This is a genomic window from Flavobacterium commune, from assembly GCF_001857965.1.
Taxonomy (GTDB): domain Bacteria; phylum Bacteroidota; class Bacteroidia; order Flavobacteriales; family Flavobacteriaceae; genus Flavobacterium; species Flavobacterium commune.
Genome location: NZ_CP017774.1, coordinates 3,438,576 through 3,454,442, shown reverse-complemented (window position 1 = coordinate 3,454,442; position 15,867 = coordinate 3,438,576). Strand labels below are relative to the sequence as shown.

16 protein-coding genes, 1 tRNA gene and 1 pseudogene are annotated in these 15,867 nt (G+C 33.2%); 16 read left to right on the top strand and 2 right to left on the bottom strand.

All coding sequences use genetic code 11. The features are described from left to right. Window positions 1–94 precede the first annotated feature (94 nt). The gene (locus BIW12_RS14320; protein ID WP_071185739.1) at window positions 95–1,639 is read left to right on the top strand and encodes a hypothetical protein; all 1,545 of its coding nucleotides are present in this window, start codon (window positions 95–97) and stop codon (window positions 1,637–1,639) included. A 37-nt stretch (window positions 1,640–1,676) separates the two neighbouring features. Here BIW12_RS14320 and BIW12_RS14315 read toward each other — a convergent pair whose 3' ends face one another. Next, a complete protein-coding gene (locus BIW12_RS14315; RefSeq protein WP_071185738.1) occupies window positions 1,677–1,904 on the bottom strand; it encodes a hypothetical protein in 228 nt (75 codons plus the stop codon). Window positions 1,905–2,123: 219 nt separating this feature from the next. On the opposite strand from BIW12_RS14315, the gene BIW12_RS14310 reads away from it, so the two are divergent. The 9 genes and pseudogenes from BIW12_RS14310 (at window position 2,124) to BIW12_RS14270 (ending at window position 8,123) form a co-directional block, all read left to right on the top strand. Further along, on the top strand, window positions 2,124–2,897 hold the full coding sequence (locus BIW12_RS14310) for a DUF4369 domain-containing protein (RefSeq protein ID WP_071185737.1): 774 nt from the start codon (window positions 2,124–2,126) through the stop codon (window positions 2,895–2,897). Window positions 2,898–2,915: 18 nt separating this feature from the next. Next, window positions 2,916–3,302: pseudogene (locus BIW12_RS14305) on the top strand (TlpA family protein disulfide reductase); the annotation flags it as partial. 188 nt (window positions 3,303–3,490) lie between these two features. Then, window positions 3,491–3,571 (top strand) — tRNA-Tyr (locus BIW12_RS14300). Between the two features lie 140 nt (window positions 3,572–3,711). After that, window positions 3,712–4,662 carry an isopenicillin N synthase family dioxygenase gene (locus BIW12_RS14295; protein ID WP_071185735.1) on the top strand — a complete coding sequence of 317 codons (951 nt, stop codon included), beginning with the start codon at window positions 3,712–3,714 and terminating at the stop codon, window positions 4,660–4,662. A 133-nt stretch (window positions 4,663–4,795) separates the two neighbouring features. Continuing rightward, on the top strand, window positions 4,796–5,128 hold the full coding sequence (locus tag BIW12_RS14290; protein WP_071185734.1) for a translation initiation factor: 333 nt from the start codon (window positions 4,796–4,798) through the stop codon (window positions 5,126–5,128). A gap of 77 nt (window positions 5,129–5,205) precedes the next feature. Beyond that, entirely contained in the window at window positions 5,206–6,072 is an 867-nt protein-coding gene (locus BIW12_RS14285; protein WP_071185733.1) for a nucleoside phosphorylase, read from the top strand. A gap of 4 nt (window positions 6,073–6,076) precedes the next feature. After that, complete coding sequence (locus BIW12_RS14280) at window positions 6,077–6,307, top strand: hypothetical protein (RefSeq protein WP_071185732.1); 231 nt, start codon at window positions 6,077–6,079, stop codon at window positions 6,305–6,307. 11 nt (window positions 6,308–6,318) lie between these two features. Next, window positions 6,319–7,170 carry a substrate-binding domain-containing protein gene (locus BIW12_RS14275; RefSeq protein ID WP_071185731.1) on the top strand — a complete coding sequence of 284 codons (852 nt, stop codon included), beginning with the start codon at window positions 6,319–6,321 and terminating at the stop codon, window positions 7,168–7,170. A gap of 20 nt (window positions 7,171–7,190) precedes the next feature. Further along, entirely contained in the window at window positions 7,191–8,123 is a 933-nt protein-coding gene (locus tag BIW12_RS14270) for a transglutaminase (RefSeq protein ID WP_071185730.1), read from the top strand. 36 nt (window positions 8,124–8,159) lie between these two features. Here BIW12_RS14270 and BIW12_RS14265 read toward each other — a convergent pair whose 3' ends face one another. Next, on the bottom strand, window positions 8,160–9,335 hold the full coding sequence (locus BIW12_RS14265) for a proline dehydrogenase family protein (RefSeq protein WP_071185729.1): 1,176 nt from the start codon (window positions 9,333–9,335) through the stop codon (window positions 8,160–8,162). A 91-nt stretch (window positions 9,336–9,426) separates the two neighbouring features. Here BIW12_RS14265 and aroB point away from each other — a divergent pair, with 91 nt between their 5' ends. The 6 genes from aroB to recQ all read left to right on the top strand — a co-directional run bounded on the left by aroB (window position 9,427) and on the right by recQ (window position 15,866). Further along, a complete protein-coding gene (gene aroB, locus BIW12_RS14260) occupies window positions 9,427–10,494 on the top strand; it encodes a 3-dehydroquinate synthase (RefSeq protein WP_071185728.1) in 1,068 nt (355 codons plus the stop codon). Window positions 10,495–10,554: 60 nt separating this feature from the next. Beyond that, on the top strand, window positions 10,555–10,731 hold the full coding sequence (locus BIW12_RS16405; protein WP_157499560.1) for a hypothetical protein: 177 nt from the start codon (window positions 10,555–10,557) through the stop codon (window positions 10,729–10,731). A 54-nt stretch (window positions 10,732–10,785) separates the two neighbouring features. Then, the gene (locus BIW12_RS14255; RefSeq protein ID WP_071185727.1) at window positions 10,786–12,180 is read left to right on the top strand and encodes a type III PLP-dependent enzyme domain-containing protein; all 1,395 of its coding nucleotides are present in this window, start codon (window positions 10,786–10,788) and stop codon (window positions 12,178–12,180) included. 106 nt (window positions 12,181–12,286) lie between these two features. Continuing rightward, window positions 12,287–13,258 carry a deoxyhypusine synthase family protein gene (locus tag BIW12_RS14250; protein ID WP_071185726.1) on the top strand — a complete coding sequence of 324 codons (972 nt, stop codon included), beginning with the start codon at window positions 12,287–12,289 and terminating at the stop codon, window positions 13,256–13,258. Between the two features lie 10 nt (window positions 13,259–13,268). Continuing rightward, window positions 13,269–13,670 carry a DNA primase gene (locus BIW12_RS14245; RefSeq protein ID WP_071185725.1) on the top strand — a complete coding sequence of 134 codons (402 nt, stop codon included), beginning with the start codon at window positions 13,269–13,271 and terminating at the stop codon, window positions 13,668–13,670. Window positions 13,671–13,736: 66 nt separating this feature from the next. Then, the gene (gene recQ / locus BIW12_RS14240) at window positions 13,737–15,866 is read left to right on the top strand and encodes a DNA helicase RecQ (protein ID WP_071185724.1); all 2,130 of its coding nucleotides are present in this window, start codon (window positions 13,737–13,739) and stop codon (window positions 15,864–15,866) included. The last annotated feature ends 1 nt before the right edge of the window (window position 15,867 follow it).

Below are 15,867 nucleotides of genomic sequence, written 5' to 3'. Positions count from 1 at the left end.
AGAAAATTCATTTTAACTGAATATACTGTTTATAAGCCTGTTATTGGCTATGTAAAACACTTAAAATCAACTAGTTAAATCTATTTATTTTACAATGGCTAACCATCAAAAAGATTTTTTATTCGTTCTAATAAAGTCCTTATCTAAATCTGAAAAACGACAATTTAAGATTTTTGCAAGTCGATTAGAGACAAGTTCGAATACAAAATTCATTGAACTGTTCAATATTTTAGATAAATCTGAAAACTACGATGAGAAACTTATTTTAAAAAGTGGTATCATTAAGAAAGTACAATTATCAAATTTAAAATCGTATTTGTACAAGCAAATATTAGTTAGCATCCGCCTTAATATCCCTAGTCAAAACATTCGTTACCAATTAAGAGAACAAATTGATTTTGCTACCATTCTGTATAATAAAGGTTTGTACAAACAGAGTTTAAAAATCCTTGATAAAACTAAAAGCCAGGCAATAGAAAATGACGAAAAGTTAATGGCGTATGAAATTGTAGAATTCGAAAAATTAATCGAATCACAATACATCACCAGAAGTATTCAGGGACGTGCCGACGAATTAGTAATTCAAGCCAAAGAATTAAATTATCAAAATACCATTTCGAGTAAATTATCCAATTTATCTTTGCAACTGTATGGAATCATGCTTAAAACCGGTTATGTAAAAAGCGATGAAGAATACAAGTATATTGATGATTATTTTAACAAACACATTTCTAAATTAGACGAAAACAAATTTGGATTTCGAGAGAAATATTGGTTTTACAATGCTAATTTATGGCGTAGTTTTCTGGTTCAAGATTTTTTAGGCAGCTATAAATTTGCTTCCAAATGGGTTACACTTTTTTACGACAATGAAAACATGATCTTCCTGAATCCGGTGTTTTTCTTAAAAGGAAATAATTACTTATTGGAATCTTTATACATGTTAAAGTATCAAACCAAATTTAAAAAATACCTAACATTACTTGAAGAAACTATCAAAGACCCGCGTTTTCCTATTAATGATAATATTGCCTCGTTGTCCTTTTTATATTTATATAACAACAAATTAAATCACCATATTATGGAAGGAACTTTCGCCGAAAGCGAATATTTGGTTCCTGAAATTCTGAGCAAATTAAAAACTCACAACGAACATCTGGACGAACATCACGAAATGTTATTTTTCTATAAAATTGCCAGTATTTATTTTGGTGTTGAAAAATACAACGAATCCATATTTTATTTGGAAAAAATTATCAATAACAAAAACCTAAGCATGCGCGAAGATTTAATGTGTTTTGCCCGCATTTTATGTTTGATTGCGCATTATGAATTGGGGAAAGACTACTATTTAGAAAGTCAGCTAAAAAACACCTATAAATTTTTACTAAAAATGAATGATTTACATGAAGTACAAAAGGAAATCATTCGCTTTTTGAAAAACCTGAATTCTATTTACCCAAGCGATATCAAAAATGAATTCCGAAAAATGAAAGAGCGTTTTGTAGAATTAGAACAAAGTACTTATGAAAAAAGAGCTTTTCTTTATCTCGATATTATTTCCTGGCTGGAAAGCAAAATCGAAAACCGAAAAATTAGCGACATTATTAAAGAAAAAGCAAAACTAAGCAATAGATAAAAATCAAAGAGAGAAGTACATCCTTCTCTCTTTTTTTTCATTGGTCAAATTCTTTTCTTCCTCTAATTATATCTTCAAACGAGCTACATTTTACTATTTCAGTTTCTCCATCAATCAACATTGGCAAATAAACAAATTCTACTTCTGATAAATCTTCTTTCAGAAAAAAAGCCATGTCATCTAGTTTGAAAAACCATTCCGTGTCAAATTGCATCTTATTAATAGTAGCATCTTTAATGAGTAACTTCTCTTTCAATGGTTTCATACATTATTTTCTTTTCTTTAAAAACCAAAAATAAGTCGGCATATTGATAAAAACAAATCAACAGGCCTGAGTAATTCAAAATTCCTTAACTCATTTTATCAAACATTAGCAACAAAAGCCCGAAAGCAATCAATTATAACAAAAATTTAGCGAATTAAATTATTGCCATTTTATAAATTTAAATACTTTTGCACACTTAACTAATTTAACTAATTAATAATGAAAAAATTATTTTTATTGCTTTCTGCCTCTGCTGTATTATTTTCTTGCAGCAAAGTAGGTAAAGACGAGTACATTATCACTGGTACAGCAAATGGAATTGAAAACGGAAAAACCATCATTCTTCAGGCACAAGATCCTAGCGGAATGGGAGGATTAATCAATATCGATACTGTAAAAGTAGAAAACGGAAAATTTGAAATCAAAGGAAAAGTAACTGAACCTGCGTTCCACGTACTTCAATTAGAAGCAGCTAACCAACCGATTCCTTTTATCTTAGAATCTGGAGAAATCAACATCGAAGTTAACAAAGACAGTATTCAAAACACTAAAATATCAGGTACTTACAACAATGATGAGTATGTGAAATTTAACGAAGAAATGAAAGTGGTTCAAAAGAAATTAATGGATTTCCAAAAAGCAAATATGCTTAAAATGAACCAGGCTCAACAAACAAAAGATACTGCTACAATTAACAGCTTAATGCAACAATACCAAAAAATTCAAGAAGAAGTTGGTACTAATTCTAAAGCTAAATACATTACTTACGCTGAATCACACCCAAAATCTTTTATTAGTGCTTTAATCATCCAAAGTATGCTTGCTGATCCATCTGCAGATATTAAAAAAGCAGAAAGCATCTACAACGGATTTGAAGACGAATTAAAAAACACTAAACCAGGTAAAGCTATCAAAGAAAGAATTACAGCTATTACTGCTGGTCCAAGCGCAGCAGCTACTCCTGGTGCAGCTCCAGCTCCAGCAGCTAAATGAAGAACAGATTTTTCAGCTCCTAATCCGGAAGGAAAAGTAATTTCTCTAAAAGAAAGTCTTGGAAAAGTTACAATAGTTGATTTTTGGGCATCATGGTGCGGCCCGTGCAGAAGGGAAAATCCAAATGTAGTAGCTCTTTACAAAGAGCTACACTCAAAAGGTCTTAACATTATTGGAGTATCTCTAGATGAAGATGCAAACAAATGGAAAGAAGCTATTGCAAAAGACAAATTGACCTGGCCACAGGTTTCTAATTTAAAAGGCTGGCAAGAACCAATAGCAGCTCAATATAAAGTTGACGCTATTCCTGCTACTTTTATACTGGATGCTTCAGGAAAAGTAGTCGCAAGAGACTTAAGAGGTGCTGAATTGAGAGCAAAAATCATAGAACTTTTAACTAAATAAAGCATTTTAAAAGCATAAAAATAATAAATCTCCCTAGTGGAGATTTTTTATTTTATTCAAGACCAATAGGTTAAAAAAAACCTTAGAAAATAATGCAAAATTAGTCCAAAATTAGTTTGCAGAACCGAAAAGTGTTCCTATATTTGCACCGCTAACAACAACAAACAACTGTTGTACTCAAAGGCTTCGGGGAGATACTCAAGCGGCCAACGAGGGCAGACTGTAAATCTGCTGTGAAAACTTCGCAGGTTCGAATCCTGCTCTCCCCACAAAACGCTTCAAGAAATTGAAGCGTTTTTTTTTATCCCTAATTTTCACGAACCATTTCATTTTAAAATTCTATTAAATACATTTGTAAAGAGAACTCAGACACTCTTTACTATTGTTACATAAAATAAAATTATACAATATGCAAAACATCCCTAGTGTTGATTTAGGCGACTTTTTATCAAACGATCCGCTACGCAAACAAAAATTTGTAAACGAAATTGGAAATGCTTTTGAAGACATTGGTTTTGTCGCCTTGAAAGGACATTTTTTAGACCAGCAACTGGTTGAAGAACTGTATAGCGAAATCAGACAATTTTTCAGTTTGCCACTAGAGATTAAACGAAGCTATGAAAATCCAGAGCTTGGAGGACAAAGAGGATATGTTTCTTTTGGTAAAGAGCACGCTAAAGGACGAAAAGAAGGCGATTTAAAGGAATTTTGGCATTTTGGACAATATGTATCCGCAGATTCAAAATACGCCTCAGAATATCCTGAAAACATCAACGTAAAAGAATTGCCACGATTCAATGAAATTGGAAAACAAGCCTATCAAATGCTTGAAAAAACAGGGATCTATGTTTTGAGAGCCTTGGCTTTGCGTTTAGGACTGGACGAATTCTATTTTGACAACTACGCCAAAGAAGGAAATTCCATTTTAAGACCCATACACTACCCTCCTATTACCTCTGAACCTGAAAATGCTATTCGCGCAGCTGCTCATGGTGATATTAATTTAATAACACTTTTAATGGGCGCTCAGGGTAAAGGACTTCAGGTTAAAAATCACGATGGAGAATGGATTGACGCTATTGCAGAGCCAGACGAATTAGTAATCAACGTGGGCGATATGTTATCCCGTCATACTAATAACAGATTGAAATCGACTATCCATCAAGTGGTGAATCCTCCAAGAGAATTATGGGGAACTTCACGTTATTCCATACCGTTTTTTATGCATCCGGTGAGCGATATGCCTTTGAATTGTTTAGAAAACTGTATTGATAACGATAATCCAAAACAATTTGAAGATACTACCGCAGGGGATTTTCTGTACGAGCGATTAGTAGATTTAGGATTGATTAAGAAATAAAAATAGGACGCGGATAGAACGATTTACTTTATAAAGACACAGAAAAAAACAGATTTTATCAATTAAAAATCCGTTTTATCTGTGTTTTCGCTTTAGCGAATCAGTTTCATCTGTGTTCCAAAAAACATAAATTATGGATCTACAGGACCAATTAAAAAACTTATTCCCGGATCATGTTCCCAGCAACGAACCGGAAGAAAAAAAAGAAACATCACATGAATTATATGTTCAAAAAGAGCCTATGATTTGTAAATTCGAAAAAAGAAAAGGAAAAGTAACTACTATAATCGAAGGTTACGAAGGCGATGACGAAGATTTTAAGATTCTTGCCAAAGAAATTAAAACCAAATTAAGTGTTGGCGGAAGTTTCAAAGACGGAGCTATTATCATTCAAGGAGATTATCGTGACAAAATCATGAAAATTTTACAGGAAAAAGGTTTTAAAACCAAGCGTGTTGGAGGGTAATTGATTGTAGATTTCAGAATTTTACAATTGGAGTTGCAAAAAACACTTTACTAATTAGAATCTTAGGAAATTAAAAAATGATACAAGCATCAGAATTGATTCTAAACCCGGATGGAAGCATTTATCATCTGAATTTAAAACCCGAGCATATGGCTCAGGATATTATTTTTGTGGGAGATCAGGAACGGGTGGAGAAAATCACCGCACTTTTTGACAATATCGAATTTACCATTCAAAAAAGAGAATTCAAAACACAAACCGGAATCTACAAAGGCAAAAGAATTACCGTGATTTCTACAGGAATTGGTCCTGACAATATTGATATCGTCTTAAACGAACTGGATGCTTTGGTCAATATTGATTTTGAAACCAGAAAAATTAAAGACCGACTCACTTCTTTAAATATTATTCGAATAGGAACTTCAGGTTCGCTTCAGGATAGTATTCCTGTTAATAGCTTTGTGATGAGCCAGTATGCCATTGGTCTGGACAACATGCTTCGCTCTTATTGTATCGACAAAATTTCGAATACAGAAATTGAAAACGCTTTTATTGAGCAGACCAATTGGGATTTAAGAAAAGGAAAGCCTTATGTAATTCCTTCAAGTAAAACTTTAGCTAATCGTTTTTATTCAGCTCAAATTCATAAAGGATTTACAGCTACCGCTGGCGGGTTTTACGGTCCACAAGGAAGGGTTTTACGCTTGAATATTCAAGATGTTAATTTGAATCGAAAAATGGATCAGTTTGATTACAATGGAATCCAAATTACAAATCTCGAAATGGAAACCGCAGCTATTTACGGACTTTCGGCTCTTTTAGGACATAAAGCAATTTCCCTAAATGCTATTATCGCTAATCGTGCCGATGGAACTTTTAGTAAAAATCCATACCAAACAATTGATAATTTAATCCGTTACACTTTAGATAAATTAGCAAAATAAAATTATGGGACATTTGATTCAAAAGATATTTTTAGCATTAGGAGGATTAGCGTTATGGATTTGGGCACTATTAATGAATAGTTGTATGCATAAAAATAACAGAACAGATATTGGATATTATCTTTTTGAGGATTTTAAAATAGATAACAATACTAGTTTTTCATCAGAAGGCATAAGATTTGTTCTTGGAATATTTGTTTTTATCGTCATCATTATTTCATTAGACTCTTTTTAATTAAAAATAACATGAAAACAATAAAAATAGCTGGCGTACCGGAACATTTTAATTTACCTTGGCATTTAAGCATTGAAAACAAAGAATTCGAAAGTCAAAATATTGATTTGCAATGGACAGATGTTCCTGAGGGAACCGGTAAAATGTGTCAGATGCTTCGCGATGGAGAAACCGATATTGCTGTAATTCTTACCGAAGGAATTGTGAAAGATATTGTAGCAGGAAATCCAACTAAAATTGTTCAGATTTATGTTCATTCACCCTTAATTTGGGGAATTCATGTGGCTGCGAAATCCAATTATAATACCTTAAAAGATATTAAAAATACCAAAGTTGCTATTTCACGTTTGGGTTCGGGTTCGCAATTAATGGCTTATGTAAATGCTAATAATCAGGGTTGGGAAACACACAAACTTCAATTTGAAATTGTAAATACTATTGATGGCGCTGTCGAAGCTTTAACTAATGAAACTGCCGATTATTTTATGTGGGAACGTTTTATGACCAAGCCCTTAGTTGATAAAGGTATTTTTAGAAAAATTGCCGACTGCCCTACTCCCTGGCCTTGCTTTGTAATTGCAGTGCGCGATGAAATTCTGGAAAAAGAACCGAAAACCATTCGAAAAATTCTTGATATTATCAATAAAAAGACAATTGCGTTCAAGTCGATACCGGATATTGATAGTGTTTTAGCCAATAAATACCATCAGAAAACAGCTGATATTCAGGAATGGCTTTCCCTGACAGAATGGTCACAAGAGCAATTAACTGAAGAAATGTTAAACAATATTCAAAATCAGTTATTAAAACTTAAAATTATTAATAAAATAGGTACTTTTGATGAAATAGTTAAAACAGTATAGTTTTTCCTTTTTTGCCTGGCATGATAAACTTTAAAAATCTTAATCTTCAAAATATAAAACAGCGATTTCAGGTCAAGAAGCCTTGGGATGATGTTATCATTTTTATTTTAAATATTTTGATTAGTATCCCTGCTTTTATCATCGCACACCAAAACTTAATCGAATTAAATTGGGTACTCAATCTGGATCGAATACTATTATTTCTTTTTATTTTAATAACCACTCAACTAGTTTTAAGACTTCTAAGAACTATCATTATCTTTTGCATGATTCTTTATATCATGATGCTGTTTTACGGAACGGTGTTAGGGAACTATGGTTTTGAAAGTGTTTATGAGGATTATGATTCGATGATTTATACTATGTCTGACAATCCAAATCCACAGGATATTATTATTTCAAAACTACTTCCTTTTCCTAACAAATCTGAAATTCTTAGTGCCATTGAATACCAAAATCCAAAGGTTCGAAATTTTGCCGTTATGGCAATTAATAAAAATTTCAAAAATGTAAAAGGATATACTGATTATCGTGTCATTATTCAATGTTTTGCTGTTTTTAAAGAAATTAACAGCCGTTGGAATTATGTGAGCGATCCTAAAGACGGTGATTATATTGCAACCGCCAGCGAATCCTTAGTGTATTTATCAGGTGATTGCGATGATCATTCTATTTTAATGGCTGCCTGTGTTCGCGCCATTGGAGGGACTCCAAGATTAATTCACACCAAGGGACACATTTATCCCGAAATTCTTATTGGAAGCATGAAAGACTTGGAAACAGCCAACTACTTAATCAAAAATATTCTGTTTCCAAAGGAAAGTTACGGAAAACAACTCCACTACCACATTGATGAACGCAACCAAATTTGGTTAAATCTGGATTACACTGCTAAATATCCCGGAGGACCATTTATGTCCGAAGAAATTCTAGGAGCTTTAACTTTAAATTAAAAAACCAATCTGCTAATTTTTTTTCTAAAATAGCTATTAATTATTTGATTTTTTCCTGCGTTGCCGCTCTTTAATAATCATTTCTAATTCACGACTGGTTTGTCCTATAACAGCCGTATTCTCCTGAGCACGTCGAATTAAATAAGGAACCACTTCTTTTACAGGACCAAAAGGCACATATTTAGCAACATTGTAACCTCTGGCAGCAAGATTGAAACTAATCGTGTCGCTCATTCCGTACAATTGACCAAACCAAATTCGGCCATCATTAGTTACAATGTTCTTTTCCTTCATCAATTGCATCAAATAATAAGAACTGGATTCGTTATGTGTGCCTGCAAAAAGTGAAAATATATTTAAATTAGCAATACTATATTGTAATGCCAAGTCGTAATTTTCATCTGTTTCCTGCTTGCTGGCGCAAATAGGCGACTTATAATTTTCTTCTTCAGCACGCTCATTTTCTTTTTCCATATAAGCACCACGAACTAATTTGATTCCAACAAAAAAACCTTCCGATTGGGCTTTTTGATGGATTGCTTTCAAATAATCCATCCTGTCCCAGCGATACATTTGCACGGTATTATAAACAATTACCTTCTCTTTATTGTATTTCCGCATCATTTCAAGAACCAATTCGTCAGCTGTAGTTTGCATCCAGCTTTCTTCGGCATCAATCAATACTGCTACATTTTTTTGACAGGCTGTTTGACAAACTTTCTCAAAACGAGCTATAACATCAGCCCATTCTTTTTGTTCTTCGGAGCTCAAAACTTCCTGTTTTCCTTTTTTTTCGTATAAATCAATTCGTCCAAAACTTGTAGGCTTAAACACAGCAAAAGGAATTGCCTGACGCTCTTTGGCAAATTCGATAATTTTTAGCGTTTTTTCGAGTGCATTCTCAAACTCAGTTTCTACAGCTTTTCCTTCAACAGCATAATCTAAAACCGTCGAAACTCCTTTGGTAAAAATAATATCCACCACTTTCAGACAATCTTCTTCATTAATACCACCACAAAATTGATTAAAGATGGTTTTTCGAATTAAATTTTCGACCGGCAAATGCAATTTCAAAGCCAAATTGATAAATTTGGTTCCAATTTTTACCAATGGTTTAAAATTCATCATTTTAAAAAGCAAATAGGATGTGTTTAAATCGGTGTTACTTTTTAAAGCAAAAGCAATTTCTGTGTCATCGAATAATTTTTTCATTTTTTTCGCTATTTAAAACAAATATAGCCAGAGTTATGAATATTAATTACTAGAAATTACCTTATTTTGCATTTCAAATTAATAAATACAGATGCAAACAATTCAAGCCAATAACTACCCAATCTATTTTAACGAAAAAGGATACGAAGCTTTAAATCTTCATCTAAGCCAAAATAAATATTCTAACATATTCATTCTTGTAGATAGCAATACCAATGAGTTTTGTTTACCAAAATTATTGCCTTATATCGAAACCGATTTGAATGTTGAAATTATCGAATTTGAAGCTGGTGAGGAAAACAAAAACATTGAAACCTGCGTTGAAGTTTGGAAAGTTCTTACTGAGCTTGGCGGAGACAGAAAAAGTCTTGTTATTAATTTAGGTGGCGGTGTGGTTACTGATCTTGGTGGTTTTGTAGCTTCTACTTTCAAAAGAGGCGTTGACTTCATTCACATCCCAACTACTCTACTCTCTATGGTAGATGCTTCGGTAGGTGGAAAAAACGGGGTTGATTTAGGAAATTTAAAAAACCAAATTGGTGTTATCAATGTGCCAAATATGGTTCTTATAGATACTCAATATTTAGAAACGGTTCCTCAAAACGAAATGCGTTCCGGTCTTGCCGAAATGTTGAAACACGGTTTAATTTACGATAAAAAATACTGGGAAGAATTTCTGGATATTTCAACTATTGATTTTGATGCACTTGACCAATTAATTTACCGATCGGTAGAAATTAAAAACGAGATTGTAAAACAGGATCCTACTGAGAAAAACATTAGAAAAGCTTTAAATTTCGGACATACTTTAGGTCATGCTATTGAAGGTTATTTTTTGGAGAGCGAAGTTAAAACTACCCTGCTTCACGGTGAAGCAATTGCAGTGGGAATGATACTTGAAAGTTATATTTCATTAAAGAAAGGACTAATTTCTCAAGAAGAATATATCCAAATTAAAACAGTATTAAAGTCTATTTACGAAGATATTATTTTTGAAGAAGCAGACATCGATCCTATTTTAGAATTATTAATTCATGATAAAAAGAATGAATACGGAAGCATTCAGTTTGCATTAATTGAAGGTATCGGAAAGATTAAAATCAATCAAGCTGTTGAGAATGAATTGATTCTTGAAGCCTTTGAAGATTACAAATCTTAACTATTTTTTTTTATAAAAAAGGATTGCATCACTTATATTTTATTTTTTACATTTGCCGCAATGAAAAAAGATCAAAAACAAAGAAATTACAACTCAAATCAGAGCGTTAACAATAGTTCTTTATTAGGAATATTGAAACGTTTTAATTTAGTGAGTCCTTTTAGTTTTGATGTTTTTCAATATTTAAAATCAGGAAACGAAAAATTACAAATTGTATATGCTAATATTAGAGTTTGAATTACAGTTTAATTTTAAACATTAATCTGTAACATCACAAAAACTCTAAAAGCAATGAATACAAAATATTCTGATCTAATCAATCAAACCTACTATTTCCCACAGGAAGAATTCAAACTTAACAAAGACAATCTTCAGTTTCACAACATCGATTTGATGAAATTGGTTGAAAAGTATGGTACCCCATTAAAATTTACTTATTTACCTCAGATTTCCAACAATATCAACAAAGCCAAAAGTTGGTTTCGTAGAGCGATGGAAAAAAACAAATATGAGGGAAAATACTATTATTGTTATTGTACAAAAAGTTCTCATTTTGAATTTGTTATGAATGAAGCTTTCAAAAACAATATTCATGTTGAAACTTCATCAGCATTTGACATCAATATTGTTGAGAATCTTTTAGAAAACGGTAAAATCAACAAAAGCACTTATATCCTTTGTAATGGATTCAAAAGAGACCAATATATTAGCAATATTGCCCGATTAATCAATAACGGACATAAAAACACGATTCCAATTATTGACAACTATGAAGAATTAGATTTACTTCAGTCGGAAATCAAAGGGAAATTCAAAATTGGAATTCGTATTGCTGCTGAGGAAGAACCTAAATTTGAATTCTATACGTCAAGATTAGGAATTGGATACAAAAACATTGTCTCTTTTTACAAAAAACAAATTCAGGAAAACGATAAATTAGAGCTGAAAATGCTTCACTTTTTTATCAATACCGGAATCAACGATACCGCTTATTACTGGAACGAATTGGTAAAATGTATCAAAGTTTACATCGCTCTTAAAAGAGAATGCCCTACTTTGGACGGTTTAAATATCGGAGGAGGTTTTCCAATAAAAAACTCTTTAGCATTTGAATACGATTACCAATACATGATTGACGAAATCATCAATCAGATCAAAATTGCCTGTGATGAAGCTGAGGTCGATGTTCCTCATATCTTTACCGAATTTGGTTCATTTACAGTAGGTGAAAGTGGCGGAGCAATTTACCAGGTTCTTTATCAAAAACAACAAAACGACAGGGAAAAATGGAATATGATTGACTCTTCATTCATCACTACATTACCTGATACCTGGGCCATAAACAAGCGTTTTATCATGTTAGCCGTGAATCGTTGGAACGATACTTACGAAAGAGTATTATTAGGAGGTTTAACTTGTGATAGTGATGACTATTACAACTCGGAACAAAACATGAACGCCATTTATTTACCAAAATACAACAAAGAAAAACCACTTTACATTGGATTTTTCAATACAGGAGCTTATCAGGAAACCATTGGTGGATACGGCGGATTGCACCACTGTTTAATACCACAACCTAAGCATATCTTAATAGACAGAGATGAAAATGGTATTTTAGCTACAGAAGTATTTTCAGAACAACAAACCTCTGAAGATGTATTGAAAATATTAGGTTACAAATAAAAAATAATTAACAAAACACACAATTAGTAGATTTATAATTTCATTATATTTGAGCCGATATAGATTCAAATACACATAAATTTACAAAATATTTAAACCCCTTAAAATGAGTAAAGGACCGATCAGTCAGTTTATTGAAAAGCATTATTTACATTTCAATTCTGCTTCTTTAGTCGATGCCGCAAAAGCTTACGAACAACAATTAGCCAATGGTGCTAAAATGATGGTAAGTATGGCTGGTGCAATGAGTACAGCAGAAATTGGAAAAATCTTCGCCGAAATTATCCGTCAGGACAAAGTTCAGATTATCTCTTGTACAGGAGCTAACCTTGAAGAAGACATCATGAACTTAGTAGCTCACTCTCACTACGAAAGAGTGCCTAACTACCGTGATTTAACTCCTGAAGACGAATGGGCTTTATTAGAAAGAGGATTAAACCGTGTAACTGACACTTGTATTCCTGAGCACGAAGCTTTCCGTAGATTGCAAAAACACATCTACAAAATCTGGAAAGATGCTGACGATAAAGGAGAGCGTTATTTTCCACATGAATTTATGTATAAAATGCTACTTTCAGGTGTCTTAGAAGAATATTATGAAATTGACTTAAAAGACAGCTGGATGTATGCTGCTGCTGAGAAAAATTTACCTATTATTGTTCCTGGATGGGAAGACAGTACTATGGGGAATATCTTTGCTTCTTATGTAATTAAAGGAGAACTAAAAGCATCAACTATGAAATCAGGTATTGAATACATGACTTTCTTAGCTGATTGGTATCCAAAAAATAGTGAAAATGGTATTGGATTTTTCCAAATAGGTGGAGGTATCGCAGGAGACTTCCCTATTTGTGTAGTTCCAATGTTGTATCAAGACATGGAAATGCACAACATTCCGTTCTGGAGTTATTTCTGCCAAATCTCAGATTCTACAACCAGTTATGGTTCGTACTCCGGAGCAGTTCCGAACGAAAAAATTACTTGGGGAAAATTAGATATTACAACTCCTAAGTTTATCATTGAATCAGATGCTACCATTGTAGCACCATTAATTTTTGCTTATTTATTAGATTTATAATACCATTTTTATGAGAAGAATTATTGTTGAGTACGCTAAGCTGACAAACGAAATTTTAAACTTATTAGTTGAGAAATTTCCTGATGGATATGACGACGAAGATATTATTCGTTTCAAAAATGCTAAAAACGAATTAATAGAAGCTGTAGAAGTTCGCACTGAAGACACTATCTATTTAGTAAAAGTAAGTACTAAACTTGCTGACAGAATCGAAAATTTTGACGAAGACGATGATATAGACGATGATATCGAGCCAATTGCACCAATGAAAGGTTTAGATTTGGATGATGATATTAGCGATGATGATGACGAAGATGACAATGTTGACAAACCAGAATTAGACGACGACGATGAAGATGCTGACGACAAAAACATTGCGGACGATGACGATGACGAAGATGATGAAGATTAATTCTTAAAACATACAAAAAAGGAACTCAAAAAAAGAGTTCCTTTTTTAATTTTACCATTCCATAAAATGATTACTTCTCAAATATTACATACTACCCTTAAAGAAAATTTTGGATTTGAAAAATTCAGAAGCAATCAGGAAGAAATTATAAATACTATTTTACAAGGCAACGACACCTTAGCCATCATGCCTACAGGTGGCGGAAAATCCATTTGTTTTCAATTACCTGCATTATTGTTTCCCGGAATTACCATCGTGATTTCGCCACTTATTGCGTTAATGAAAGATCAGGTAGATAGTTTAAAAGCCAATGGAATTACAGCTTGCTTTATTAACAGCACTCAAACAGAAACCGAACAGCAACAACATATTGAAAATCTGAAAAGCAATAAAGTAAAACTGGTTTACATTGCGCCCGAAAGTTTGTCCTATTTGGACAACGCTTTCAGTGTACTTACCATAAGCTTAATAGCTATTGACGAAGCACATTGTATTTCGTCATGGGGACATGACTTTAGACCTGCTTATACCAATTTAGGCTATCTTAAAAACCGTTTCCCTACTACCCCAATTCTTGCTTTAACTGCCACCGCCGATAAAGCTACACGTCAAGATATTAGCAATCAATTAAACTTAAAAAAACCATCAATTTTTATTTCCTCTTTTGATAGAAAAAACCTTAGTTTAGAAGTGCGCCCTGCCTTAGACAGAGTCAAACAAATCATCGAATTTATAGAATCAAAACCTAACGATTCGGGCATTATTTATTGCCTTAGCAGAAAAACCACCGAAGAACTTGCTGAGAAACTCTCAAAAAACGGAATACCAGCCAAAGCTTATCACGCAGGTTTAGACAGCGAACTTCGCTCTAAAACCCAGGATGAATTCATCAACGACCAATGTCAAGTGGTTTGTGCCACCATTGCATTCGGGATGGGAATTGACAAATCCAATGTGCGCTGGGTAATTCATTACAACTTACCCAAAAACATCGAAGGCTATTATCAGGAAATTGGTCGTGCAGGTAGAGACGGATTGGCTTCTGAAACTATTTTGTTCGAAAGCTATGGCGATTTGATTCAGTTGCAAAAATTTGCTTCGCAGGGACAAAATGCCGAAATACAATTGGCAAAGCTTGAAAGAATGAAACAATATGCTGATGCACTAAGTTGTCGCAGAAAAATATTGCTTTCTTATTTTGGCGAAATCGTAACCAAGAATTGTGGCAATTGTGATATTTGCAAAAACCCTCCTGCCTTTTTTGACGGAACTATTATTGCCCAAAAAGCTTTTTCAGCTATCATCCGCCTTAAAGAATCAGAACCACTTCCAGTAATAGTTGATTTTTTACGAGGCTCTAAAAACGCCTATATCTACGAAAAAGAATACCAAAATTTAAAAACTTACGGCGTTGGTATTGAAACCTCCTGGCATGACTGGAACCAATACCTAATTCAATTAATCAATTTGGGGTATTGCGAAATTGCTTTTCACCAACAAAATAAAATCAAACTTACACCTTTAGCCAAGAAAGTACTATTCGAAAAAGAAAAAGTACAACTCAACACCGTACAAAAAGCAAATACCAGTGAAACTGAAACCAAGGAAACTGAAACCAAGGAAACTAAAGCAAAAACAGTAGCCAACTCATTATTTGAAAGTTTGCGTAAATTACGTTATGAACTAGCCAAAGAAGAAGATGTTCCCGCTTATGTAATTTTTAGCGATGCTGCTTTACGCCAAATGGAAATCAATCGTCCAATGAGTGAAGAAGAACTGATTTCGATTGACGGGGTTGGAAAAGCCAAATTAGAAAAATATGGTGATGCCTTTATTAAAACCATTATCGCTTTTCAAAAAGACAAAAAAGTAAAATCTAAAAAAGAATCCAGCACCTACAAAGAAACTTTAGCTTTGTACCAAGAAGGATTCTCTACTGAAGAAATTGCTGCAAAGCGAAAATTAGGTGTTAGCACCATTATGTCACATTTGGCAAAACTGTATTTAGACGGAGCTTCAATTGATTTACACCAATTTGTTTCAGAAGAAGAAGTTAGATCAATAAATGCAGCCCGAATTAAATTAGAAAACCCTACTGCTTTAAAACCTTATTTTGATTATTTCGAAGAAAAAATAGACTACGGAAAAATCAGACTGGCTTTAGCAATTATCGAGAAAGAAGAAAACAACAATTAAA

Coding starts and splice junctions, on each gene's coding strand:
- BIW12_RS16405 (WP_157499560.1), top strand. CDS start 10,555: ATGAAAAAAGATCAAAAACAAAGAAATTACAACTCAAATCAGAGCGTT.
- BIW12_RS14280 (WP_071185732.1), top strand. CDS start 6,077: ATGGGACATTTGATTCAAAAGATATTTTTAGCATTAGGAGGATTAGCG.
- BIW12_RS14315 (WP_071185738.1), bottom strand. CDS start 1,904: ATGAAACCATTGAAAGAGAAGTTACTCATTAAAGATGCTACTATTAAT.
- BIW12_RS14310 (WP_071185737.1), top strand. CDS start 2,124: ATGAAAAAATTATTTTTATTGCTTTCTGCCTCTGCTGTATTATTTTCT.
- BIW12_RS14270 (WP_071185730.1), top strand. CDS start 7,191: ATGATAAACTTTAAAAATCTTAATCTTCAAAATATAAAACAGCGATTT.
- recQ (WP_071185724.1), top strand. CDS start 13,737: ATGATTACTTCTCAAATATTACATACTACCCTTAAAGAAAATTTTGGA.
- BIW12_RS14255 (WP_071185727.1), top strand. CDS start 10,786: ATGAATACAAAATATTCTGATCTAATCAATCAAACCTACTATTTCCCA.
- BIW12_RS14320 (WP_071185739.1), top strand. CDS start 95: ATGGCTAACCATCAAAAAGATTTTTTATTCGTTCTAATAAAGTCCTTA.
- BIW12_RS14295 (WP_071185735.1), top strand. CDS start 3,712: ATGCAAAACATCCCTAGTGTTGATTTAGGCGACTTTTTATCAAACGAT.
- BIW12_RS14275 (WP_071185731.1), top strand. CDS start 6,319: ATGAAAACAATAAAAATAGCTGGCGTACCGGAACATTTTAATTTACCT.
- aroB (WP_071185728.1), top strand. CDS start 9,427: ATGCAAACAATTCAAGCCAATAACTACCCAATCTATTTTAACGAAAAA.
- BIW12_RS14285 (WP_071185733.1), top strand. CDS start 5,206: ATGATACAAGCATCAGAATTGATTCTAAACCCGGATGGAAGCATTTAT.
- BIW12_RS14290 (WP_071185734.1), top strand. CDS start 4,796: ATGGATCTACAGGACCAATTAAAAAACTTATTCCCGGATCATGTTCCC.
- BIW12_RS14245 (WP_071185725.1), top strand. CDS start 13,269: ATGAGAAGAATTATTGTTGAGTACGCTAAGCTGACAAACGAAATTTTA.
- BIW12_RS14250 (WP_071185726.1), top strand. CDS start 12,287: ATGAGTAAAGGACCGATCAGTCAGTTTATTGAAAAGCATTATTTACAT.
- BIW12_RS14265 (WP_071185729.1), bottom strand. CDS start 9,335: ATGAAAAAATTATTCGATGACACAGAAATTGCTTTTGCTTTAAAAAGT.